This is a genomic window from Streptomyces sp. NPDC021115 (assembly GCF_044333065.1).
Taxonomy (GTDB): domain Bacteria; phylum Actinomycetota; class Actinomycetes; order Streptomycetales; family Streptomycetaceae; genus Streptomyces.
Genome location: NZ_JBIRQF010000005.1, coordinates 64151 through 87512 on the forward strand (window position 1 = coordinate 64151; position 23362 = coordinate 87512).

Here is a 23362-nt window from a genome sequence, read left to right on the forward strand (position 1 = left end):
GACCGGGTGAACCATGGGCCTGATCCTGCGCAAGACGGCGGCCATGCTCGCCGGCACCGTCGTGGCGAGCCTCCTCGTCTTCTTCCTCCTCGCCGTGCTCCCCGGCAACGCCGCCGCCGTCACCCTCGGCACCAACGCCACCCCCGAGGCGGTGGCCCGGCTCAGCCACGAGCTGGGCACCGACCGCCCGCTGGTGGTGCAGTACGCCGACTGGGCACAAGGCCTGCTGCACGGTGACTTCGGGACCTCCTACGTCACGGGCGACGCGATCGGCGCCCGGATCACCGACCGGCTGAGCGTCACCTGCTGGCTGGTCGCGGGGGGCGTGCTCATCGCCCTGATCTTCGCGCTGCCCGCCGGCGTACTGGCCGCGGCCTGGCACCGCAGGCCCGCCGGTGCCCTGCTGTCCGCGCTCAGCCAGGTGGGCATCGCCGTGCCCGCCTTCCTCGCCGGCATCCTGCTCGTGTACCTCTTCGCGGTCCGCCTCCAGGCACTTCCCTCGGGCGGTTACACGCCGATCGCCGAGGACCCGGTGGAGTGGGCCCGCTCCCTGGTCATGCCCTGCCTGTCCATCGGCCTGATCCAGGGCGCGGTGCTCACCCGGTACGTCCGCTCCGCCGTCCTGGCCGTGCAGCACCTGCACTTCATGCGGACCGCACGGGCCAAGGGGCTGCGCCGGTGGCCGGCGCTGTGGCGGCACGGCCTGCCCAACGCGGCCGTGCCCATCGTCACCGTGCTGGGCGTCCAGATGAGTTCCCTGCTCGTGGGCGCCATCGTCGTCGAGCGGGTCTTCGCCATCCCCGGCCTGGGCGACCTGCTCCTCCAGGGGGTCGCCGACCGGGACCTGCTGCTGGTGCAGGGCGTAGTCCTCGTGCTTGTCATCGCGGTGCTCCTGCTGAACCTGGTGACGGACCTGCTCTACCGAGCCCTCGACCCGCGGCTCAGGAGCGGCTGATGAAGACACGCATCACACTGGTGGCGGGCGGGCTGCTCGTCTTCGCCATCGTCGCCCTCGCCGCGGTGTCCGTCGTGTGGACACCCCAGGACCCGACGCACATCGACGCCGCGCAGCGGCTTGCCCCCACCGGGAACGGCCACCTCCTGGGCACGGACCAGTTCGGCCGTGACCTGGCGAGCCGGCTGATGGCCGGCGCTCAGGTGACCGTCTTCGTGTGCGTCGTCGCCGTCGGCATTGCCTTGCTCATCGGCGTTCCCATGGGCATCGCCGCGGGCATGTCCGGCAGTTGGCCCGGCGCTTTGATCATGCGCGTCAACGACTTCCTCCTGGCCTTCCCGGCGCTGCTGCTCGCCATCATGCTCACGGCCGTCTACGGCTCCAGCACGTTCATCGCGATGGTGGCGATCGGTGTCGCCTCCGCCCCCGGCTTCGCCCGGGTGAGCAGGGCCGCCACCTTGCGCGTCATGGCCCTCGAATACATCGACGCGGCCCGGCTGGCCCGCCGCACCCGCCTGGCCATCGCGTGCCGGCACGTACTGCCGAACGTCGCCGACGTGGTCATCGTGCAGGCGTCGGTGTCCTTCGCCACGGCGATCCTGGCCGAGGCCGCCCTGTCCTACCTGGGGCTGGGCACACCGCCGCCCACGCCTTCCTGGGGGCGGATGCTCCAGGAATCACAGGATCTGCTCTTCTCCCACCCGGAGCTGTGTTTGTGGCCCGGTCTGGCGATCGCCGGTGCCGTACTCGGTCTCAACCTCCTCGGTGACGGTCTGCGGGACCGAGTGGACCCCACCCTGGAGGGAGTGCGATGAGCGATCCCCGCCCCCTGCTCCAGGTCACCGACTTGACCGTCACATCCGACTCGGCCCACCTGGTGCGCGGCGTCGCCCTCACCCTGGCCCGCGGGGAACGGCTCGGCATCATCGGGGAATCGGGCTCCGGCAAGACGCTCACGGCGCTCGCCGTCCTCGGGCTGCTCGACGACGGGCTGACGTGCACGGGCAGCGTCCGTCTCGGCGGTGTCCCCTTCGACCTGGTCGGAGCCGGCGACCGGCAACTGTCGGCGGTGCGCGGCAAGCGCACCGGCATGGTCTTCCAGGAACCGCTGACCGCCCTGAACCCGGTGCGCCGGGTCGGCGCCCAGATCGTGGAGGCGATGCAGGTCCACGGCACCCGCGCCACCAGGACCGCCGCGCACGCCGACACCGTGGACCTGCTGGAACGGCTGCGGCTTCCCGACCCCCAACGCGCCGCACGCGCCCATCCGCATCAGCTCTCCGGAGGGCAGCGCCAGCGGGGGGTGCTGGCGATCGCCCTCGCCAACGACCCCGACCTCCTGATCTGCGACGAGCCCACCACGGCGCTCGACGTCACCGTGCAGAAGGAGATCGTGGACCTGATCGTCGGAGTGTCCGAGGAACGCGGCAGCGCGGTGCTCTTCATCAGCCACGACCTCGCGCTGGTGTCGACCGTCTGCCACCGCGTGCTCGTCATGTACGGCGGGCAGATCGTGGAGAGCGGCCCCGTCGCCGACGTTCTGCGAGCCCCCGGCCACCCGTACACCCGCGCGCTGCTCACCGCAGGCGACCTGACCCCGGGGACGCGGTCCCAGGCCATCCCGGGCACCGTCCCCGCCCCTGGTGAACTGCCCGAGGGCTGCCCGTTCCGTACCCGCTGCCGGCATGCGGACGCCCGCTGCGAGGAGCGGCCGCCACTGGCGGACGACGGCCACGGGCGGGCGGTCGCCTGCTGGCACCACGACGCGGCGGACACCTCCGTCCGCACCGGTACCGGTACCGGTGCGGCGGACACCGCGACAGGTACCGCGACGAACACTGCCACGGACACCGCCACGGCTGTCGCCCGTACCGATGGCGAGGAGCCGCTGCTCGCCGCCCGAGGTCTCACCCGGCGTTATCCCGGCACCCGCACCGGCCTCTTCGGCAGGCGGGCCGCCCTCACCGCCCTGGAGGACGTCGACCTCGCACTGCACGCCGGTCGGCGTGTGGGCGTGGTGGGGGAGTCGGGCGCGGGCAAATCCACCTTGCTGCGCCTGCTGGCGGGCCTGGACCGGCCCACCGACGGCACCGTGACACGCCGTGGGCCCGGGCCCGGCGCCGAGGACCGCGGCGTCCAGATGGTCTTCCAGGACCCGATGACCTCTCTCGACCCGCGGATGCGGGTACGGGACATCATCGCCGAGCCGTTGAGCGACCGGCGTTCGGTGGCCGCCGCGGACCGCGTGAGCGAACTGCTCACCGCCGTAGGTCTGCCACAGGAAGCCGCCGAACGCTACCCCCACCAGTTCTCCGGCGGGCAGCGTCAGCGCATCGCGATCGCCCGGGCGCTGGCTCCGCGCCCCTCGGTCCTGCTCGCCGACGAGCCGGTCAGCGCCCTGGACGTATCGGTACGCGCGCAGATCCTGGATCTCCTGCGCGACGTCACCGTCGCGCAGCGCACCGCTCTCTGCGTCATCTCCCACGACCTCGGTGTCATCCGCTACCTGTGCCATACGGTGCTCGTCCTGCGGGGCGGGAAAGTGGTGGAGTCGGGACCGGTCGAGGAGATCTGGGGAGCACCGGCCCATCCCTACACCGCCGAACTACTGCGCGCCGTACCCGTCCTGGGCGGCGTCAGCCGTGGCGGAGGGGGCCACGGGCCGCCCGCGTCGGCCGAGGAGCAGTAGAGGCCCGCCAGCGGACGCGGTGATCAAGCAACTGAAGTGTGCAAAGAGGAGTAAGAACAGTCGTGTCAGGGGAAACGGGCCGCGGCCACCATGCCGAGGCATTCCCGCTCACCGAAATCCAGTATGCGTACTGGGTGGGGCGCGGGCCGAACTTCATTCTGGGGAACGTCGCGCCCCATGCCTATTTCGAGCTGGAGGGACGGACCCTCGACCCGGAGGTCCTGGCCACCGCGTGGCGCCGCCTGGTCGACCGCCACCCCATGTTGCGCACCGTCGTCGACGAGAGCGGTGCCCAGCGCGTCCTGCCCACTGCGCCGGAGTTCACCCTCGCCTTCGAGGACCTCTCCGGCGTCACGCCCGACGACCGTGAGGCACGGCTCGCCGCCAGGCGCGCGGAGATGTCCGCGCGGGTGTACGACCCCGCCGCATGGCCGCTCTTCGACATCGCCATCAGCCGGCTCCCCGACCACGACCGTCTGCACATCAGCCTTGATCTGCTGATCGTGGACCTCGCGGGCATCACCGTCCTGTTCGACGAGTGGAACACGCTCTGCCGCGAACCGCGAACGGAGCTGCCCCCCATCGACATCACCTTCCGCGACTACGTCACCGCCCTGGAGAAGGGCGCCGGCAAGCCCCGTTACCAGCGGTCCATGGAGTACTGGACCTCCCGCGCCCGGACCATCGCGCCGCCGCCGGACCTGCCGCTCGCGAAATCGCCGGTCGACATCCGCAAGCCCGCGTTCAGCCACCGTGAGTTCCATCTGCCGCCGGAGGACTGGCAGCGGATCCAGGAGCGTGCCTCCGGCCGCGGCCTGACCCCCACCGCCGTCCTGGCCACCGTGTTCGCGCAGACGCTGAGGACCTGGAGCGGTACCCCGCGCTTCACCCTGAACCTGACGCTCTTCAACCGGCTGCCCCTGCTGCTGTCGACCGACGAGCGGGGACGCCGTCGTGTCCACCCCCATCTGAGCAGGATGGTCGGTGAGTTCACCTCCATCTGCCTGCTGGAGATGGACACCACCGGTGACCTGTCCCTCTCCGACCAGGTGCGCAGAACCCAGTACCAGCTCCAGCAGGACCTCAGACACCGCCACGTGAGCGCCCTTCAGACCCTGCGTGAGCAGCGTCGCCAGGGCTTGCAGAACGGGTTCATGACGATGCCGGTGGTGTTCACCTCCGGTCTCGGGACCGTCACCGACGTCACCGACGCGCTGGACTACTTCGGTGAGATGACGTACCGGCTCAGCCAGACCCCCCAGGTCTGGTTGGACCACCAGGTCGTGGACATCGACGGCTCCCTGAACCTCACGTGGGACGCCGTGGAGGAGCTCTTCCCCGACGGTCTCCTCGACGACATGTTCGACGCCTACTGCCACAGTGTTGCCCGGCTGGCGCACGACGAGGACGCCTGGGGGCGGCAGCCGGCCGTGCCGGTGCCCGGTCACCAGCTGGCGCTGCGGCAGAAGGTCAACGAGACCGCCGACGTGATGCCGGACCGTCTGCTGCACGAGGGCTTGGCGCACTGGGCCGAACACGCCCCCGACCGCCCCGCCGTCATTTCCGGTGGCACGTCGTACAGCTACGGCGAACTCCACCGCAGATCGCTGGGCGTCGCCGACGCTGTCGCCCCGCACGTGACGGCCACGCTGGCGGAAGAGAGCCTGGTCGCCGTCACGCTGCCCAAGAGCATGGAGCAGATCGCCGCGGTCTGCGGGATCCTGCTGGCCGGTGGCGCTTACCTCTCCGTCGGGCCCTCCCTGCCCGTCCGCAGACGGCACGACATCCTCGCGGACAGCGGCGCGGTCGCCGTGGTCACGGGCGGTGACCTGGCCACCGGGCTCGCCTGGCCCGCGGAGCTTCCCCGGTTGGTCGTCCCGGCGCCGGGTCCGGCGGAACCGCACCCAGCCGACCGTCCCGCACCGGACCGCCGGACCGCACCCGGCGACCTGGCGTACGTGCTGTACACCTCCGGCTCGACCGGTGCGCCCAAGGGGGTGATGATCGAGCATCGAGGGGCGTGCAACACCATCGCCGACATCAACCGTCGGTTCGGGGTAGGGCCAGACGCCAGGATCCTCGGTCTCGCCGACCTGAGCTTCGATCTGTCGGTGTACGACGTGTTCGGGACCTTCCAGGCCGGCGGCACGCTCGTGTTACCGGACGATTCGCTCCGCGCCGAGCCGGCGCACTGGGCCGAGCTGATGAGCCGGCACGGCGTCACCGTATGGAATTCGGTTCCGGCGCAGATGGAGATGCTGGTCGACCATCTGGAATCCGGGGCCCCCATTCCCGCCGGGCTGCGCCTGGTCCTGCTCAGCGGCGACTGGGTGCCACTGGACCTGCCCGGCCGGATCGCCTCCCTCTGGCCCGACGCGCAGGTGATCAGTCTGGGCGGCGCCACCGAGGCGTCGATCTGGTCGAACTGGCATCCGGCGGATCAGGTGCCCGACGGCCTGCCCAGCGTTCCGTACGGAAAGCCCCTGGCGAATCAAGCGTTCCACGTCCTGGACGAGCGGCTGTCGCCGTGTCCCGTCTGGGTGCAGGGAGAGCTGTACATCGCGGGCGCGGGCCTCGCGCGCGGATACTGGGGGGACCCGCAGCGCACGGCGGCATCGTTCATCACACATCCCGAAACCGGCGAGTGTCTCTACCGCACGGGTGACTACGGCCGCTATCTGCCCGACGGAACCTTGCAGTTCCTGGGGCGCAGGGACGGCCAGGTCAAGATAAACGGACACCGTGTCGAATGCGGCGAGATCGAGGGCGTACTCGCCGGGCATCCCGGCGTCGACCGGGCGGTGGTGGTCAAGTCCGAGGCGGCCGGGGGCGCAGCGCGTCTGCTGGGCTACGTGGTGCCCGATTCCCAGGACACCTCACTGGTCCGCCGTACCACGGTGGAGCCGTACCGGGCTGAAAGGTGGCGCCGAGCGGTGCGTCCCACAGCCGATGTGCGCCCGGCCGGCCCGGGAGCTGACCAGCTCACCGCGGCGTGGGCTGCCCTCGATGAGCTGTACGCCGAGGCCGTGGCCGTCGCCTTCCGCTCGCTCGGGCTCGCGGGCGAGCCCGGTGACGTCGTCCGCACCGGGGCCACGGCCACCGCGGGGGTCGCCGCCCGGTACGACAGATGGGTTCGGCGAGCCGTCGGTGTCCTCACCGAACGCGGGGTGCTGCGTGACACGCCGGAGGGCCACGAGGTGGTGCACCCCTTGCCCGAGGCCCTGCCCCCGCTGGTCGTGGACCGCGCCCGTGCGGCGCTGTCCGGCACCATGCGGGTGACGGACGAACTCGCCGACTGGATGCTCTCGCTGGCCGGCAGTCTCGCCGAGATCCTCACCCAGTCGCTGCACTCGGCCGAGTTGTACGCCTCCGACCGCACCCCTGACGTCTACCGACTGCTCTTCGACACCACGTACCGCGTCGCCGCCGAGTACACGCGGCGCTTCGTCGACGCGTGGCCCGATGACCGTCCGCTGCGTGTCATGGAGGTCGGGGCCGGTTACGGCACCCTCACACAGCGGATCCTGCCGCTGTTCCCCGCCGATCGCACGGACTACTTCTTCACCGACATCTCGCCGTACTTCACCGACCGGGCCCGGCATACCTTCGCCGAGTACCCCTTCGTGCGGTACGGGATGTACGACCTCGACCGGGATCCGGAGCCACAGGGATACGAGGACCTCTCGGCCGACCTGATCATCGCGGCCAGCGTGCTCCACGACACCGGGCGGATCGACGAAACCCTCACCGCCCTGCGCTCCGCGCTCGCACCGGGCGGCATGCTCCTGATCGTGGAGCAGACGCGGTTCCACCCCTGGTTCGACCTGCTCATGGGGCTTCAGCAGGGGTTCGACGTGTACGAGGACACCGAGCTGCGCGTCGAGCACCCCTTGCTCGACCGGGCGCAGTGGGCCGAGCGGCTCGCGGCGGCCGGTTTCGACGGCAGCGATGTGCTCACCCCGACGGGTGGGCCGGCCGCCGCGGGATTCGACGTGCTCGTAGCCCACGGGCCGCTGATTCGCGACCGGTACGACATGGATGCGCTGCGCGCGTACGCCGCCGAGCGGCTTCCCCAGCACATGCTGCCGGCTCATCTGTTCCGACTCGCCCGGCTGCCCCTGACACCCACGGGGAAGATCGATCGCAAGGCCCTGTCCTCCGTGCAGGCGCAGGCGGCGGGGGTTGGCCGGCAGGCCGTGCCACCCACCACCGACCGGCAGTTCAAACTGGTCGCCATCTACCGGGACGTCCTCAGTTTGAGCGACATGGACCTGGCCGTCGACTTCCTCGACGCCGGCGGTGATTCCCTGCTGGCGGCGCGGATCTCCGCCGAACTGCTCCGGGCCTTCGGCGTGACCGTTCCCGTCGCCGCCGTCCTCCAGCAGCCCACGGTCGCGGCGATCGACCAGTGGCTGGAACGGATGCTCGGACCGTCCACCGAGCCGGCTGTCGCCACGTCCGGCCCCACGGCACAGGAGACCGCATGACCGAGCAGCAACTGACCGCCTATCTCGTCGAGTTCATCGCCGACATACTCGACCTGCCGCCTGGGGAAGTCGGCACCGATGTGCCACTTGAGTATCTGGGCGTGGACTCCGCCACGGCGCTGGTGCTGGTCACCTGCCTCTCCGAGTACCTGCGGCGCGAGGTCAGGCCCGTCGAGGTCTTCGACCACCCCTCCGTCCAGGAGCTCGCGGAGCACCTCGCCGGGCCCGTGTCCGAGGGAGCCGGAGCCGCATGACCTCCACTGCACCACGCTGGTCGGTGGGCGGCACGGGCACAAAGCCCTTGCGGCTCTACTGCTTCCCTCACGGCGGCGGTTCGGCCGCCGAATACGTCCGCTGGGGACGCGCGATCGCGGGCGTCGACTTGGTCGCCGTGCAGTTGCCCGGCCGGGGCTCCCGCATCTCGGAACCCGGGCACACCGCGATGGAGCCACTGGTTTCCGCACTCGTCGCCGAGGCGGATTTCGTGGCGCCGTTCGCCTTCTTCGGCCACAGCCTGGGAGCCGTCATCGCATACGAGGTGACCCACGCCCTGCGTGCGGCGGGCCTGCCCTTGCCCCGGCGCCTCGTCGTCTCCAGCTTCCCGGCCCCGCATCTGCCCCGGGGCGGCGAGCCCGTGCGCACGCTGCCGGACGACCAGCTGCTCGACGTGGTGCAGCGAACCCACGGCGGTCTCCCCGCCGAGGTACTGGATCACCCGGAGATCCGTGCCCTGGCCGCCGTCAGCTTGCGCGCCGACTACTCCGTACTGGAGACGTACCAGTGGCGGGAGCGAGAGCCCCTGCCCATCCCGTTGACCGTCTACGCGGGCCAGGACGAGCCGCTCCAGCAGGAGGAACTGTGCCAGTGGCAGCGGCACTCCACTGAGCCGGTCACGGTACGCACTTGGCCGGGCGGTCATTTCTACCTGCGAAACCAACGGCAGCCGCTCGTCCAGCGCGCTCTGGCAGCAGCTCTGCGCACCTCCACCAGCAACTGAAAAGTCGATCGGAAGACCACCAATGGCAGACACCTCCATCACACCCATCGAGTCGGCCGGCAGCAGAAGACGCATCGTCCTCGGCGTCGGCGCGGGCATCGCCGCCTACAAGTCCATCGAGTTACTGAGGCAATTCACCAAGGCGGGACACGACGTCCGGGTCGTGCCCACCCGGGATGCCCTCCGCTTCGTCGGCGAACCCACGTGGGCGGCGCTGTCCCGGCAGCCCGTGACGACAGAGGTGTGGTCCGACGTCGACGAGGTCGCGCACGTGCGCATCGGGCAGAGTGCCGACCTCATCGTCATCGCACCGGCCACCGCGAACCTGATTGCCAAGGTCGCGCAGGGTATCGCCGATGATCTCCTCACCACGACGCTGCTCACCTCGACCTGTCCGCTGATGCTCGCTCCGGCGATGCACGCGGAGATGTGGAACAGCCCGGCGACGCGTGCCAATGTGGCCACCCTGCGTGAGCGGGGCGCGGTCGTGGTGGACCCCGCGAACGGCAGCCTGACCAACGAGGACTCCGGTCCGGGACGCCTGCCCGATCCGGCCGAGCTGTACCAGGTGGCCCGCAGGCTTCTCAACGGCGGCACTGTCACGCCCGACCTCACCGGTCGCCATGTGGTCATCTCGGCCGGCGGCACGCGGGAGTTGCTCGACCCGCTGCGGTTCATCGGCAACCGCTCCTCCGGGCGCCAGGGATACGCCCTTGCCCGCACGGCCATTGCCCGGGGGGCCCGGGTGACACTGGTCGCGGCCAACGTGTCCCTGCCCGCTCCCGCGGGAGTCACGGTCATCCACGTCTCGTCCACCGCGGAACTGCGGGACGCCATGACCGTCGCGGCCCGGGGGAGCGGGGAAACCAGCGAGCCCGCGGACGCCGTGGTGATGGCGGCCGCGGTCGCCGACTTCCGGCCGGACTACCAGGAGCTGAAGATCAAGAAATCCGCTGGTATGCCGCCGCCGGTCAATCTCCACCTCAACCCCGATGTCCTTGCCGAGCTGGGCGCGCAACGCACGCCCGGACAGGTGATCGTGGGCTTCGCCGCGGAAACGCACGACCTGCTCGCCGGTGCGGAGGCGAAGCTCAAGCGCAAGGGCTGCGACTTCCTGGTCGCCAATCGGGTGGGCCCAAACCTCACCTACGGGGCCCCTGACAACCAGGGCTTCGTACTGTCGCAGGACGGCGGCCGGGTGGACGTACCCCTGAGCAGCAAAGAGGATTTCTCGGATGTCATCTGGGACCTCGTGGTCAAGAAGCTGGCCGAAAATCCGGCCGGCACCGCCCAGTAGCCGGAAGCCAGCTGTCTTGGACACGGACATCCATCCCCCTGCGGGACGGGACGAGCGGGCCCCGTATGAGGACCCCGTCAAGGAAGCCAACGCGGCGCAGTTCGACCGCGGCGGCTATGTCAGCGGCTATCAGCGGGCCGATGTGCGCCACATGGTGCGCATCAGGGAGTGCGCCGACCTGCTGGCAGCCCACCTCAGCCGCCAGGCCCCGGTGACGGGCTCCGTCCCGCGCCTTCTGGATCTGGGCAACGGTGGCGGCATCACGGCCTCGGCGATGCTGGACCGGGGCTTCGAGGTCGTGGCCGGTGACATCGTGACCAGCGGGCTACGGGAGCTGGACCCGCGGGCACACAGACTCCAGTTCGACGCGGCTCGGCCGTTCCCGCTCGCGGCCGGTTCCTGTGACGCGGTGCTGGCCGGTGACATCATCCACATGATCTTCGATCCGGTGACGTTCCTGCGGGAATGCCGCAGGGTGCTGACGCCGAACGGGATCGTGGTGGCCACCACGTTGAACATGGCGACCGTGCAGGACCGGCTGCGGTTCCTGGCGGGGCGGCCGCCGTACCACATCGATCCGATGAACGAAGTGTTGCGGCTTCACATTCGCCCCTTCACCTTCCCCACGCTGGAGGCATCGCTTCGGGCGGCCGGCCTCCGGCCCGTGGCACGCAGGTCCAACCATGTGGTGCTGCGTTGGGGCGAACGGAAGACCTTCGTGCGCTGGCCCGCGAGGCTTCTCCCGGGCCTGGGCAACGCACTGATCGTCGCTGCCGTGCCTGAGCGGCCCGACAACGGCGATACGTGAGGGAAGAACCGTTTCCACGAGGTCGGCACCTGCCCGTGGTACCGGTATTTCTCCGGATGCCCCGCATGCTCGGGTCCGGAATTCCACGGGCAGGTTGCCGCCGCTAAAGGAGATCATGTCGTTTGGGAACGCAACAGTCAATCCTCAAGGATTCCTGCACACCACCAAGGATTTGCTTGGGTGCTTTGGTAGGTTCAGGCAGTGACGCTTGATGATCTGAAGGTGTTCGCGGCGGTGTACCGGGCGCGCAACCTCAGCGCTGTGGCGCGGGAGATGAATTGCAGTCAGTCGGCTGTGAGTCAGCACGTACGCCGCCTGGAGAAGGAGATCGGTCTTGCGCTGATGGAACGTCGGCCGCGTGGCGTGGTGCCCACGGCGGCCGGAGAGATCCTTTATCAGGCCACTTCGGACGGGCTCACGGCGCTCAACGATGGACTGCGCCTGCTCGCCGAGCTGCGCACCGGCCGGCAGGGTAAAGTGGCCATCGCCACAGGAGCCACCACCATTCGCCATTTCATGGGAGCGGCTGTCGCGGAATTCCGCCGCAGCCATCCCGACGTACAACTCGAGTTCCACACGGAGCGTTCCAGCGAACGCTGTCTCCGGGCGCTCCGGGAAGGTCTGGTGGACCTGGCGTGGGTCACGATCACCCCTGACGTCGCGGGGGTGGAACAACGCCCGGTGACGGATCTCGAGTGGGTCCTCGCGGTCCATCACGAAGACCCACTCGCACGCGCATCGGAGCTTTGCACCGATGACTTTCACCAGGCACAACTGATCCGCCCGCCATCGAGTACCAGTTCCGGCAGGCAGGTCGATCAGCGGCTCGGGGCCGCTCCCACGGGCGCCACGGATTGGGACACGGCCCTGCTTCTCGCCGAACTGGGGCTGGGACACGCCCTGGTGCCTGCGGTCCCCGGGCTGCGCGCGCATCCCGGGGACGATCTGCTGCTCATACCGGTCAAGGGCCTCGAACCGCTGAGTGTGGGATGGGCGGCCCGTCAGTGGTCGGCGCTGTCCCCGGTGTCACAGGTCTTCGCGGCGATGGTGAGTGATCACCTTTTGTGCAGATGAGAGAGGATCGTCACCACTGGCGGATTCAGGTCACCCGGCGCCGAGGCCCAACGTGGCGCTCAGGCGTGCGGTGATGGGCACGGGAATGTCGTGCCGGTCCCCGGCCCGAAGGACCGCGCCCGCGATCGCGTCGAGTTCCAGCGGGCGGCCGGCCTCCGCGTCGCGTTGCATGGAGGATTTGCTGTCCGCGGGGAACGCGTCGTACAGCGCCAGCGCCTTGTCCGGAGAGGTCGTGGCCCCACAGGCCCCGGCCACGGTTGCCACCTCGGTGACAAGGGCTTCCAACTCGGCGCGGTGGTCGGTCCGCAGAGCGCCTATCGGCACGCGATGGTGAGTGGACAACAGTGCCCAGGGTGCCAGGAAGGCGAGCTTGGCCCACAGGGCGGCCTGCTCGTCCTCGACCAAACGGGTCTGTACGCCTGCCCCATCCAGCACCGCCGCCAGTGCGTCGGCTCTCGCGGGCTTCGCCGGGAGGTCGATCTCCATGAACGGGCTGCCGTGCTCGATGACGCCCGGTGCGGTGCGCGTGGATTCTACACGGATCACGCCCCCCGCCACCCGGTGCGCACCGTACCGGGACCGCAACGCGTCGGGGTGTTCGGTGCCGTTGAGCAAGGGAACGATCAGAGTGTCGTCCGCGAAGGCGGGAGGAAAGCGCTCCAGGGCCGCCCGGAGAGAGGTGTGCTTCACGGCGATGAAACAGGCGTCCACCGGCTCGCGTAATTCCACGTCGGCTTGAACCCGCGCGGTGAAGTGCCCGAACTGGCCGCTGCGCACCTCGATGCCGTTGTGTCGCAACGTCTGTACGGTGTCGTCACCGGCGAGGACGATCACCCGGTGCCCGGCGCGCGAGAGAAGCGCGGCAAGGAGTCCACCGACACCCCCCGGGCCCAGTACCGCGATGGTCCACGGGGAGTCAGGAACTGGTGATGCGGACGGGCCTTTCACAGTGGTCGAAGTCCTTTCGTATCGGCCGGCGGACAATTCCGTATTTCCGCCGACCAAGATCCTGTGCCAGGAGTGCGTCGAGGTCAATCGTCGAAAACACTTATGTTGCTGAAAGTTGTTGCTACGTGGCGTTGCCGGGTGCTTGCCCGGTGCCGTGGCAGGCCGCGTGATGCGGGTGCGATCAGCGGGGCGGTCCGGCAGAACCACCACCAGTACGCCGATAGTTTCTGCCCTTGGGCAGCAAGCTGGTCACCCGGGAAGCCGACGATGAACGTGTAGGAGCCCAGGATGCCCGCGTCGGCGATCTCGGGCGCCACGTCGAGGATCTCGGCCCGGGTGATCTCCTTCTTGACCACGTCCGCAAGGACCCGGTCACTGCCCGCCGTCGCCGTCACCACCCGGCCCTTCGGCGCCAGAGCTTCGCCGCGGGTGGCTTGACGCTGTTCTGGTTGAGCTTGGTGGCGATGCTGTAGGACGTCTCGCCGGTGAGGCAGTCGTCGAAGATGTCGACGACCACTTGGGACTCGTCGGGGACGAGCGTGCCCTTGTCCGGTCCCTTGCGGACCCAGCCGTAGGCGATGAGGCCCTGGACCCTGCCGGCCTGGGCGCAGGCCAGGTGGAGGCGGGCGACACGGCGTGAGGTGTCCTCGGAGGACTTCAGCGCCACCACGCACATCATCCGGGCCATGTGCCGGTCGCTGTCGTTGATCAGGTTCATCCGGCCGCCGGTCGCGCCTACGGCCGGTCGCTGGACGTACTCGACGATGTCGATCAGGTCTTCCAGGTCCCTGGGCTGCCGGACCAGGCGGTCCAGGTCGTAGAAGATCACTCCGTCGATGACCCCGCTGGCCAGATCGGCCAGGAGCTCGCGGAACTTCGGGCGGATGACCACCCAGTCGATCGAGCCGTCGTCCCGGACCACCTTGTGCTTCTTGAAGGCGGAGGTGTCGTTCTCTTTGTAGATCTTGGCGAAGGGCCCCAGCGCAGACGCTGGCGGGTGTCCTCGGCGTCTTCGTGCTGGCGGTCGACGCCCGCTTCGAGGCCGAAGCGGTCGGAAGAGATCCGCAGGTAGGCGCCGGGGCGCTTCGGGGCGTACGCGGAGAGCTGGTCGTACAGGTTGAGGGTGACGCGGCCGCGGCGGGCCTGGGGCGGGATCTCGAAGTCTTCCCACAGGGACAGGGCGGACATGGTGGTGCTCAGCTCCGGGCGCTCGTGCCTTCCGACACCGGGCACCTTCCGTGGAACTCAGGGGCTGGGTGAGACCGCGGAACGCCGTTAGGATGCGCCGCCGCGGCCAGCGGATACTGGGCCGTATGCGTATCGACTTTGATCCCGAGATCGTGGGCCGTAACCCCTTCTACAAGCTGCTGACCTCGGTCGTCGTACCTCGGCCGATCGCGTGGGTGTCGACGATCGGCCCAGACGGCTTTTCTCCGAACCTCGCCCCGCACTCCTTCTTCACCGTGGCGTGCGTGTCCCCGCCCGTCGTGCAGTTCACCTCTGTCGGGCGGAAGGATTCATTGCGCAACGTGGAGGAGACCGGGGAGTTCGTGGTGAACCTCGCGCCGGAGCGGATGTTCGAGACGATCAATGGGACGGCTACGGACTTTCCGCGGGGAGTGAGCGAGTTCGAGGCCGTGGGGGTGGCGCGGGAGGAGAGTGTGCGGGTGAGGCCGCCGCGGGTGGCGGAGTCGCCGGTGGCGTTGGAGTGCGAGCTGCACAGCACCGTGCTGCTGGGGGACTCGACCGTGGTGTTCGGGCGGGTGGTGCACGCCGCGGTCGACGACGGGGTGATGGTCGACGGGCATCCGGAGGTGGGCAGGCTGCGGCCGCTGGCGCGGCTGGGGAAGAACGAGTGGGGGACGGTCGGCGAGGTGCTGGAGATCGAGCGGATCCGGTACGCGGACTGGGCGGGGGAGGCGGCGGAGGAGACGCTGTGATCGAGGTGCTCGCGTTCGACGTCGGCTCCACGCTGGTGCGGGAGGACCGCTACTGGGCCGCGTGGGCCGACTGGCTCGGGGTGCCGCCGCATACGCTGTCCGCACTGCTGGGGGCCGTCGTCGCGGAGGGGCGGGACGACGGGGAGGCGATCCGGCTGGCCAAGCCGGGGGTGGACGTCGCCGCGGAGCGGCGGGCGTGGGACGCGGCGGGGCGCGGGGACTGGCTGGGGGAGTGCGATCTGTATCCGGACGCGCGGCCCGCGCTCGGAGCGCTGCGGGCGCTGGGGGTACGGATCGTGGTGGCCGGGAACCAGCCGGTGCGCACGGGGGAGGTGCTGCGCGGGCTGGAGCTGCCGGTGGACGCCGTCGCGACGTCGGGCGAGTGGGGGGTGTCCAAGCCCGATCCGGGGTTCTTCGAGCGGGTCGTCGCGCTGGGCGGGGCCGCGCCGGACCGGACGCTGTACGTGGGCGACCATCCGGCGTTCGACATCCGGGCGGCCCGGGCGGCCGGGCTACGGGCCGCGCACATCCGCCGGGGGCCCTGGGGGCATCTGTGGGCCGACAGCGACGATGTGGCACGGGCGGACTGGCGGATCGCGGAGCTGGACGAGCTGGTCGGGATCATCCGCGCGGGGAGGGGATGAGGACCAGCTCAGGGGGGAGGTTGTGCGGAGTGTGATGTTTTCACACCCCGTGTGACCAGAGTGCTTGCATATATCTATCGCACACCCTCCCGCCGCGCGCTCCGGGGCGGTTGACTCTTCACATGCCGCTCAGGGGGCGCCAGACCTGAGCGAAGGGGCCGCCGGACCTCCTCCCTCCTCGGCCGGCGGCCCATCCCCCTGCGTGCGGTACGCGAAGAAGGTCAGCCCGCCGACTCGGCCGCGTGCGCGCTCAGCACGCCGAAGCCGATCAGGGCGAAGAGCGCCAGGCCCAGCACGATCCGGTAGATCACGAAGGGCATGAAGCTCTTGCTGGAAATGAATTTCATGAACCAGGCGATGACGGCATAGCCGACGACGAAGGCGATGACGGTCGCGAAGATCGTCGGACCCCACGAGGTGTGCCCCTCGGACGCGTCCTTGAGCTCGAAGACTCCGGAGGCCAGCACGGCCGGGACGGCGAGGAGGAAGGAGTAGCGGGCCGCGGCCTCGCGGGTGTAGCCCATGAGCAGACCACCGCTGATGGTCGCGCCGGACCGGGAGACACCGGGGACGAGCGCCATCGCCTGGCATATGCCGAAGATCAGTCCGTCCCGGACGGTCAGCTCCTGGAGCGACTTGCGCTGCTTGGCGACGCGGTGCTTGCCGCCGGTCTCGTCGCGCGCGGCCCGCCGGTCCGCGTAGCCGAGCACGATGCCCATGACGACGAGGGTGGTGGCGATGAGCCGCAGATCGCGGAACGGACCCTCGATGGCGTCCTGGAGGGTGAGGCCGAGCACACCGATCGGGATCGAGCCGACGATCACCAGCCAGCCCATCTGGGCGTCGTGGTCGCCGCGCCACTCCTTGTTGAACAGGGAGCGGAACCAGGCGCTCACGATCCGGGCTATGTCCTTGCGGAAGTAGATGAGCACCGCCAGCTCGGTGCCTATCTGGGTGATGGCCGTGAAGGCGGGGCCGGGATCGCTCCAGCCCGCGAACGCGGCGGTGAGGCGCAGGTGGGCGCTGGAGGAGATCGGAAGAAACTCGGTCAGCCCCTGGACCAGCCCAAGGATGAAAGATTCAAACCACGACATTGCGTCTACGCTATCCAAAGGCTGATCATGCTCTGTTCCGGGGCAGGCCGGAACATGCGGGGCGGCCGAGGGGAAGGCCGGTGGCCGAGGTACCGGCAACCGGTTGTGGTGGCAGCGTAGCGTCCCCGGGTGTACGGCCTGCCAAGGGCCCGGTCCGATAGGCGGTTTACCCATGTGAACAGGGGTACTCGGCGGTCGCTCACCCCTAGGAGTCCAGCAGCCGCCGAGGAGCCTCATGGCCACCAGTGGGACGCCGCCCCGGGACGGGGGCGCCTCGACCGTCACCACCAAGGTCCCTGCCCGGCTGGACCGGCTCCCCTGGTCCGGCTGGCACTGGATGGTCGTCGTGGGCCTGGGTACCGTATGGATCCTGGACGGCCTCGAAGTGACCGTCGTCGGCAACATCGCCAGCCGCCTCTCCGAGCCCGGCAGCGGGCTGGCCATCACCGGCGCACAGGTGACCGGCATGGCGGCGGCGCTCTACGTCGCCGGGGCCTGCGCCGGGGCGCTGTTCTTCGGCTGGCTCACCGACCGCTACGGCCGCAAGAGACTCTTCCTCATCACGCTCGGCGTCTACCTCGCCGCCACCGCGCTGACCGCCGTGTCCTTCTCCGTCTGGTGGTTCTACCTCTTCCGCTTCCTCACCGGTTTCGGCATCGGCGGGGAGTACGCGGCCATCAATTCCGCGATCGACGAGCTGATTCCCAGCCGCTACCGGGGCCGCGTCGACATCGTCATCAACGGGAGCTTCTGGCTCGGCGCCGTGGGCGGCTCGCTGTTGTCCGTCCTGATGCTCAACACCCGTTTCTTCCCGGCGGACATCGGCTGGCGGCTCACCTTCGCGCTCGGCGTCGTCCTCGGGCTCGTGATCCTCCTGGTGCGCCGCCATGTCCCCGAGAGCCCGCGGTGGATGTTCATCCACGGCCGGTCGGAGGGCGCCGAGGAACTGGTCGCGGCGGTCGAGCGCCGGGTCGAGGAGGAGCGGGGCGTGACCTTGCCTGAGTCGTCCGAGACCATCACCATCAGGCCCCGGAAGAGCACCGGCTTCATGGACATCGCCCGCACGCTCTTCCTCTCGTACCCGCGGCGCGCCGTGCTGGGCCTGGCCCTCTTCATCGGGCAGGCGTTTCTCTACAACGCCATCACCTTCGGCTTCGGCTCGATCCTGGTGACGTTCTTCGGGGTGCCCAGCGGCGACACCGGCTACTACTTCGCCGTCATCGCGGCCGGCAACTTCCTCGGGCCGCTGCTGCTCTGCCGGCTCTTCGACACCCTGGGACGGCGGCCGATGATCGCGGGGACGTATGTCCTCTCCGGCGCGCTGCTGTTCGTCACGGCCTGGATGTTCGGCCGGGGCTGGCTCAACGCGGCCACCATGACGGCCTGCTGGTGCGTGGTCCTCTTCTTCGCCTCGGCGGGCGCGAGTGCCGCGTATCTGACGGCGAGCGAGGTCTTCCCGATGGAGACGCGCGCCCTGGCCATCGCCTTCTTCTACGCCATCGGCACGGCGGCCGGAGGGATCAGCGGTCCGCTGATCTTCGCCGAGCTGACGAAGAGCGGGGTCGTCGGCGACACGGTGCTGGCGTTCGGCATCGGGGCGTCGCTCATGGTCGTGGCGGGGCTGGTGGCCGCGTTCCTGGCCGTACCGGCGGAACGGCGCCCGCTGGAGGACATCGCCGAGCCGCTGTCGGCGCGCGCCGCAACACAATCCTGACGGGCGTCAGGTGTTCCGCAGCCGGCCGCGCTTGCGCCAGGCCATGACGAGCCCGCCCAGGGCCGGTACGGCGATGCAGGCCAGCGCGGCGAGGAAGACGGGTGAGGTGGGCGTGGCGGCGTGGCCGCCCGCCACCACGTACGCCGCCGTGTTCGGTACACAGCCGAGCCCGGTGGCCAGCAGGAACGCGGGCCAGCCCATCCGCGACACCGCCGCGCAGTAGTTCGCCGCGGCGAACGGCACGCCGGGGAAGAGCCGGATCGCCAGCATCGAGCGGAAGCCGTGCCGGCTCAGCTGCCGGTCGGCCGCGCCCAGCCAGCGGCCCCGCAGCAGCGGGCGCAGCGCGTCCTGCCCCAGCAGCCTGCCCAGGCCGAAGGAGATCCCGGCGCCGAGGACCGTACCGGCGACCGCCGCGGCGAGGCCGACCTGGGCGCCGAGGAGCACACCCGCCGCCAGGTTCAGCAGGGGCCTGGGCACGAGCGCGGCGGTGCACAGCCCGTACGCGGCCGCGAACAGCACCACGGCCGCCGCGCCCGGCACCTGCGGCGGCCAGCCGTCGGCCAGCAGCCGGTGCGGCTGCCACACCCACACCGCGGCCGCGGAACCGGCCAGCAGCGCGGCGAGCAGCCCCAGCCGTGACCACGGCGAGAACAGCACGGCGCGGGCGCGGCTCACGGCCGGTTTCGGGGCGGGGACGGCGACATCGAGCACCGGGGGAGCGTAACCGAACGGGCCGTCGGCACGCTGTGATGTCGCCCGCTCGTCGGCTGGTTGTCGCCCCGCCGATACATGGGGCGGCCCGGCAACCGCCTCCCGGGCACCAGGGGTTCGCCCGCGCCGCACCGGACCCGTGCGCCGCGAAAACCATTCGACGGGGACCGAACGGTGCGCAATGATCACGGCATGTTCCGGTATGCCTTCCTCGAGATGACGTCCGCTGTCGCGGACGCGCCGAAGGCTGCCGCCCACTTCTCCAACGCTGCCGCCACCGCTGCCGCAGCGCTCGCCGCAGCGGCGCTCGCTGCCGCCGCCGCGGCCTTCACAGCCGCCACCGCCGACGGCGCCCGAAGCTGACCCTCCTCGGACCACTCCGACGGACCCCGCCAGGGGAGGGTCGGCCGGGCAACCGGGGTCCGCGCTTCCCTTGTCGTTCCGAGGAGGAACAGCGAGCATGTCCGCCACGTCCAAGACGCCCTACGTGCGCACCAAGCCGCATCTGAACATCGGCACCATGGGCCACGTCGACCACGGCAAGACCACCCTCACCGCCGCCATCACCAAGGTGCTCAGCGAGCGCGGCTCCGGCGGCACGTACGTGCCGTTCGACCGCATCGACCGGGCGCCGGAGGAGGCCGCGCGCGGCATCACCATCAACATCGCGCACGTCGAGTACGAGACCGACACGCGGCACTACGCGCACGTCGACATGCCAGGACACGCCGACTTCATCAAGAACATGGTGACCGGCGCGGCCCAGCTCGACGGCGCGATCCTCGTCGTCTCGGCGCTCGACGGCGTCATGCCGCAGACCGCCGAACACGTGCTGCTCGCCCGCCAAGTGGGGGTCGACCACATCGTGGTCGCCCTCAACAAGGCCGACGCGGGCGACCCCGAACTCACCGACCTGGTCGAGCTGGAGGTGCGCGAGCTGCTGTCCGCGCACGGCTATCCCGGCGAGACCACGCCCGTCGTACGGGTCTCCGGGCTGCGCGCGCTGGACGGCGACCCGCGCTGGACCGCCGCGATCGAGGCGCTGCTCGACGCCGTCGACATCTACGTGCCGACGCCGGTGCGCTACACCGACGCCCCGTTCCTGCTGCCGGTGGAGAACGTGCTGACCATCACCGGCCGCGGCACGGTGGTCACCGGCGCCGTGGAGCGCGGCACGGTACGGGTCGGGGACCGCGTCGAGGTGCTCGGCGCGGACGTGACGACCGTCGTCACGGGCGTCGAGACCTTCGGCAAACCCATGGAGTCCGCCGAGGCGGGCGACAACGTGGCGCTGCTGCTGCGCGGGGTCGCCCGGGACGCGGTACGCCGCGGCCACGTGGTCGCGGCACCCGGCAGCGTCGTCCCCCGGCGCCGCTTCACGGCCAGGGTGTACGTGCTGTCGTCGGCCGAGGGCGGCCGCCGCACCCCGGTGGTCACCGGCTACCGGCCGCAGTTCTACCTCCGTACCGCCGATGTGGTCGGCGAGGTGGACCTCGGCGACGCCGGGGTGGCCCGCCCCGGTGACACCGTCACCCTGACGGTGGAGCTGGGCCGCGCGGTGCCGCTGGAGCCGGGGCTCGGCTTCGCGATCCGTGAGGGCGGCCGCACGGTGGGCGCGGGCACGGTGCTCACCGTGCTCGACCAGCCGTAGGCCGTACGGGCCCGCCGGCTCCCGCTCGTCCGCCCCCCCCCGCCGGGGAGGGCGAGCGGGAGCCGTGGCCCGCCCGGGACGGCACAATGGGACGGTGAACGAGCCGATACCCGTGACCCGGGCCGTGGACCACGGCACGGCCAAGCTGATGCCGGACGTGGACCGGCCGCGCGCCTGGCTGCTCACGGTGGACGGCGCGCCCCAGTCGTATGTCGACCTGGACGACCCCGGTCACCTGGAGTTCGAGTACGCGCGCCGGCTCGCCCACGTCCTCGACGAGACCGGCGAGCCCGGTGCGCCGCTGGACGTCCTGCATCTGGGCGGCGGGGCGCTGACCCTGCCCCGCTATCTGGCCGCCACCCGGCCCGGCTCCCGGCAGCAGGTGGTCGAGGCTGACGGAGGGCTGCTGGAGCTGGTCGCCGAGCAGCTGCCGCTGCCGCCGGGCGGCGCGGGCATCACGGTGCGCCGGGCGGACGCCCGGGCCGCGCTGGAGGCCGCGCCGGACGCGTCCGCCGATGTCGTCGTGGCCGATGTGTTCGGCGGTTCGCGGGTGCCCGCGCACCTCACCTCCGTCGCGTACGCGCGCGCCGCGGCCCGGGTGCTGCGCCCCGGCGGCCGCTATCTGGCGAACCTCGCCGACAGCGCGCCGTTCACCTTCCTCCGCTCCCAACTGGCCACGTATCGAGCCGTGTTCGCGCAGCTGTGCCTGATCGCGGAGCCCGCGGTGCTGCGCGGCCGCCGGTTCGGGAACGCGGTGCTGGTGGCCTCCCAGGGCGAGCTGCCGGTCGGGGCACTGGCGCGGCGTACCGCGGCCGACGCGTTCCCGGCGCGGGTGGAGCACGGGGCGGCGCTGGAGCGGTTCACGGGCGACGCGGCGCCGGTGCGGGACGAGGACGCGGTGCCGTCGCCGGAGCCGCCGGGCGGCGCGTTCAGCGTCGGCTGACGGCACGGCGCGGACGACGGGCTCAATGGTCCGGTGCCGTCGTCAGCTCCGTCGTGGGCTTCCCCCCGGCCACCGGCCGCGGCTCGCGGCGCCGCAGCCGCCGTACGTCCGGCACGCACAGCACCGCCAGGGTCAGCAGCAGGATCAGCGACGAGCAGCCCCACAGCGCGGCCGACCGCCCGAAGGCGCTCTCGGCCGGGCCCGCGAGGGCGGTGGCGAGGGGGACCAGGGCCATGGAGCCGATCCAGTCGTAGGCCGCCACCCGGGACAGCTTGTCCTCGGGGATCTCCTGGTGCAGCGCGGTCATCCAGGACACCCCGAACACCTCGAGCGACGCCCCGGCGACGAACATCACCCCGCACAGCGCGGGCGCGGTCAGCGGGACGGCGAGCGCGGCCGACGGCAGGGTGAGCGGCAGCACGCACAGGATGCCCGCGAACAGCAGCCGCCGCGGTCTCCAGCGGGTCATCGTCAGCCCGCCGACGACGGTGCCCGCGCCGAACGCCGCGAGCGCGAGCCCCCAGGGCCGTGCCCCGCCCAACTGCTCCTCGGAAACCAGCGGCCCGTACACCGCCTCGGCGGCCCCCACCATGGCGTTGACCACCGAGAACTGCACCACGATGGCCCACAGCCAGGGCCGCCCGGTGAACTCCCGCCAGCCCTCGCGCAGATCGCGCAGCATGCTGCCGCCTGGTGCGCGCGGTGCGATGTGGCTGACGTCGAGCAGCGCGCGCAAGGCCCCGGCGGCGGCGAAGGCGGCGGCGTCGACGGCCAGCACCCAGCCCGGGCCGACGACCGCCACCAGTGCGCCGCCCAGCGCGGCACCGCCGATCTGCGCGCCGTTGGTGCCCATGCGGAACAACGCGAAGGCGCGGGAGGACTGTTCGGCGGAGACGCTGGAGAGCAGCATGCCCTCGGCGGCGGGCCCGAAGAACGCCTGCCCGATGCCGCTGAGCGCGGCGAGCACGGCCATGTGCCACAGCCGCGCCTCGCCGGTGAGCACGAGCACCGCGAAGAGGGCCTGCGAGGCGCAGTTGAGGGCGTTGGCCGCGACCATCACCCGGTGCCGCGGCAGCCGGTCCGCCAACGCGCCGCCGATCAGCAGGAAGGCGACGAGCGGGAGGGTACGGGCGGCCGCGACGAGCCCGACGTCGCCGCCGTCCCCGCCCGCGTCCAGGACCGCGAACGCCGCCGCGATGAGGGCCCCGGCGTTACCGAGGCCCGTCACCACCGCGGCGGCGGTCAGCAGGGTGTAGTTGCGGCCCGCCCAGGCGGGGCGGTGGGGCCGGGGGCGCGAGGACGGGGGAGTGGTCACCCGGCAGACTGTCCCCGGGAGCGGCCCCCGGCGTCCAACGGGATTTCGGCCACGTCGGTCGGCGGCCCGTCGATCCGCGGCCCGTCGGCCCGTAG

At 70.8% G+C, this 23362-nt stretch carries 21 protein-coding genes; 15 read left to right on the plus strand and 6 right to left on the minus strand.

Annotated features, from left to right (window positions below; genetic code table 11):
• The first annotated feature begins 13 nt into the window (after positions 1–13).
• From ACH4TL_RS17925 to ACH4TL_RS17965, 9 genes are all read left to right on the plus strand, one after another.
• Positions 14–955: an ABC transporter permease gene (locus tag ACH4TL_RS17925; protein WP_398315072.1), complete on the plus strand. Its 942-nt coding sequence runs from the start codon at positions 14–16 to the stop codon at positions 953–955.
• Entirely contained in the window at positions 955–1770 is an 816-nt protein-coding gene (locus tag ACH4TL_RS17930) for an ABC transporter permease (RefSeq protein WP_398315074.1), read from the plus strand. The genes ACH4TL_RS17925 and ACH4TL_RS17930 overlap by 1 nt, the downstream gene beginning before the upstream one ends.
• Entirely contained in the window at positions 1767–3644 is a 1878-nt protein-coding gene (locus ACH4TL_RS17935) for a dipeptide ABC transporter ATP-binding protein (RefSeq protein ID WP_398315076.1), read from the plus strand. Before ACH4TL_RS17930 ends, ACH4TL_RS17935 begins: the two co-directional genes overlap by 4 nt.
• 62 nt (positions 3645–3706) lie before the next feature.
• Positions 3707–8131 carry an amino acid adenylation domain-containing protein gene (locus ACH4TL_RS17940; RefSeq protein ID WP_398315078.1) on the plus strand — a complete coding sequence of 1475 codons (4425 nt, stop codon included), beginning with the start codon at positions 3707–3709 and terminating at the stop codon, positions 8129–8131.
• Positions 8128–8385 (plus strand): acyl carrier protein, encoded by a 258-nt coding sequence (locus ACH4TL_RS17945; protein WP_398315080.1) that lies wholly within the window; start codon positions 8128–8130, stop codon positions 8383–8385. The genes ACH4TL_RS17940 and ACH4TL_RS17945 overlap by 4 nt, the downstream gene beginning before the upstream one ends.
• A complete protein-coding gene (locus ACH4TL_RS17950) occupies positions 8382–9128 on the plus strand; it encodes a thioesterase II family protein (protein ID WP_398315082.1) in 747 nt (248 codons plus the stop codon). The genes ACH4TL_RS17945 and ACH4TL_RS17950 overlap by 4 nt, the downstream gene beginning before the upstream one ends.
• A gap of 22 nt (positions 9129–9150) precedes the next feature.
• The gene (coaBC, locus tag ACH4TL_RS17955) at positions 9151–10425 is read left to right on the plus strand and encodes a bifunctional phosphopantothenoylcysteine decarboxylase/phosphopantothenate--cysteine ligase CoaBC (RefSeq protein ID WP_398315084.1); all 1275 of its coding nucleotides are present in this window, start codon (positions 9151–9153) and stop codon (positions 10423–10425) included.
• Between the two features lie 16 nt (positions 10426–10441).
• Entirely contained in the window at positions 10442–11233 is a 792-nt protein-coding gene (locus ACH4TL_RS17960) for a class I SAM-dependent methyltransferase (RefSeq protein ID WP_398315086.1), read from the plus strand.
• Between the two features lie 201 nt (positions 11234–11434).
• Positions 11435–12307: a LysR family transcriptional regulator gene (locus tag ACH4TL_RS17965; protein ID WP_398315088.1), complete on the plus strand. Its 873-nt coding sequence runs from the start codon at positions 11435–11437 to the stop codon at positions 12305–12307.
• A 30-nt stretch (positions 12308–12337) separates the two neighbouring features.
• On the opposite strand, the gene ACH4TL_RS17970 is transcribed toward ACH4TL_RS17965, so the two are convergent.
• From ACH4TL_RS17970 to ACH4TL_RS17980, 3 genes are all read right to left on the minus strand, one after another.
• Positions 12338–13255 carry a ketopantoate reductase family protein gene (locus ACH4TL_RS17970; protein ID WP_398315090.1) on the minus strand — a complete coding sequence of 306 codons (918 nt, stop codon included), beginning with the start codon at positions 13253–13255 and terminating at the stop codon, positions 12338–12340.
• 83 nt (positions 13256–13338) lie between these two features.
• Entirely contained in the window at positions 13339–13650 is a 312-nt protein-coding gene (locus ACH4TL_RS17975) for a hypothetical protein (protein ID WP_398315092.1), read from the minus strand.
• Positions 13647–14177 (minus strand): recombinase family protein, encoded by a 531-nt coding sequence (locus tag ACH4TL_RS17980; protein ID WP_398315094.1) that lies wholly within the window; start codon positions 14175–14177, stop codon positions 13647–13649. Before ACH4TL_RS17980 ends, ACH4TL_RS17975 begins: the two co-directional genes overlap by 4 nt.
• Positions 14178–14568: 391 nt before the next feature.
• On the opposite strand from ACH4TL_RS17980, the gene ACH4TL_RS17985 reads away from it, so the two are divergent.
• Together ACH4TL_RS17985 and ACH4TL_RS17990 are read left to right on the plus strand one after the other, a co-directional pair.
• A complete protein-coding gene (locus ACH4TL_RS17985; protein WP_398315096.1) occupies positions 14569–15195 on the plus strand; it encodes a flavin reductase family protein in 627 nt (208 codons plus the stop codon).
• Positions 15192–15839: an HAD family hydrolase gene (locus tag ACH4TL_RS17990; RefSeq protein ID WP_398315098.1), complete on the plus strand. Its 648-nt coding sequence runs from the start codon at positions 15192–15194 to the stop codon at positions 15837–15839. The genes ACH4TL_RS17985 and ACH4TL_RS17990 overlap by 4 nt, the downstream gene beginning before the upstream one ends.
• 221 nt (positions 15840–16060) lie before the next feature.
• Here the strand turns inward: ACH4TL_RS17990 and ACH4TL_RS17995 are convergent, their stop codons facing one another.
• Complete coding sequence (locus ACH4TL_RS17995) at positions 16061–16933, minus strand: undecaprenyl-diphosphate phosphatase (RefSeq protein ID WP_398315100.1); 873 nt, start codon at positions 16931–16933, stop codon at positions 16061–16063.
• Positions 16934–17168: 235 nt separating this feature from the next.
• Here ACH4TL_RS17995 and ACH4TL_RS18000 point away from each other — a divergent pair, with 235 nt between their 5' ends.
• The gene (locus ACH4TL_RS18000) at positions 17169–18647 is read left to right on the plus strand and encodes an MFS transporter (RefSeq protein WP_398315102.1); all 1479 of its coding nucleotides are present in this window, start codon (positions 17169–17171) and stop codon (positions 18645–18647) included.
• 6 nt (positions 18648–18653) lie between these two features.
• On the opposite strand, the gene ACH4TL_RS18005 is transcribed toward ACH4TL_RS18000, so the two are convergent.
• A complete protein-coding gene (locus ACH4TL_RS18005; protein WP_398315104.1) occupies positions 18654–19358 on the minus strand; it encodes a TVP38/TMEM64 family protein in 705 nt (234 codons plus the stop codon).
• 192 nt (positions 19359–19550) lie between these two features.
• On the opposite strand from ACH4TL_RS18005, the gene ACH4TL_RS18010 reads away from it, so the two are divergent.
• The 3 genes from ACH4TL_RS18010 (at position 19551) to ACH4TL_RS18020 (ending at position 21952) form a co-directional block, all read left to right on the plus strand.
• Entirely contained in the window at positions 19551–19721 is a 171-nt protein-coding gene (locus ACH4TL_RS18010) for a hypothetical protein (protein WP_398315106.1), read from the plus strand.
• Between the two features lie 97 nt (positions 19722–19818).
• Entirely contained in the window at positions 19819–21009 is a 1191-nt protein-coding gene (gene tuf / locus ACH4TL_RS18015) for an elongation factor Tu (RefSeq protein WP_398315108.1), read from the plus strand.
• A gap of 94 nt (positions 21010–21103) precedes the next feature.
• Positions 21104–21952, plus strand: a complete 849-nt coding sequence (locus tag ACH4TL_RS18020; RefSeq protein ID WP_398315110.1) for a spermidine synthase — start codon at positions 21104–21106, stop codon at positions 21950–21952.
• Between the two features lie 22 nt (positions 21953–21974).
• On the opposite strand, the gene ACH4TL_RS18025 is transcribed toward ACH4TL_RS18020, so the two are convergent.
• Complete coding sequence (locus ACH4TL_RS18025; RefSeq protein WP_398315112.1) at positions 21975–23267, minus strand: MFS transporter; 1293 nt, start codon at positions 23265–23267, stop codon at positions 21975–21977.
• Positions 23268–23362: the final 95 nt, after the last annotated feature.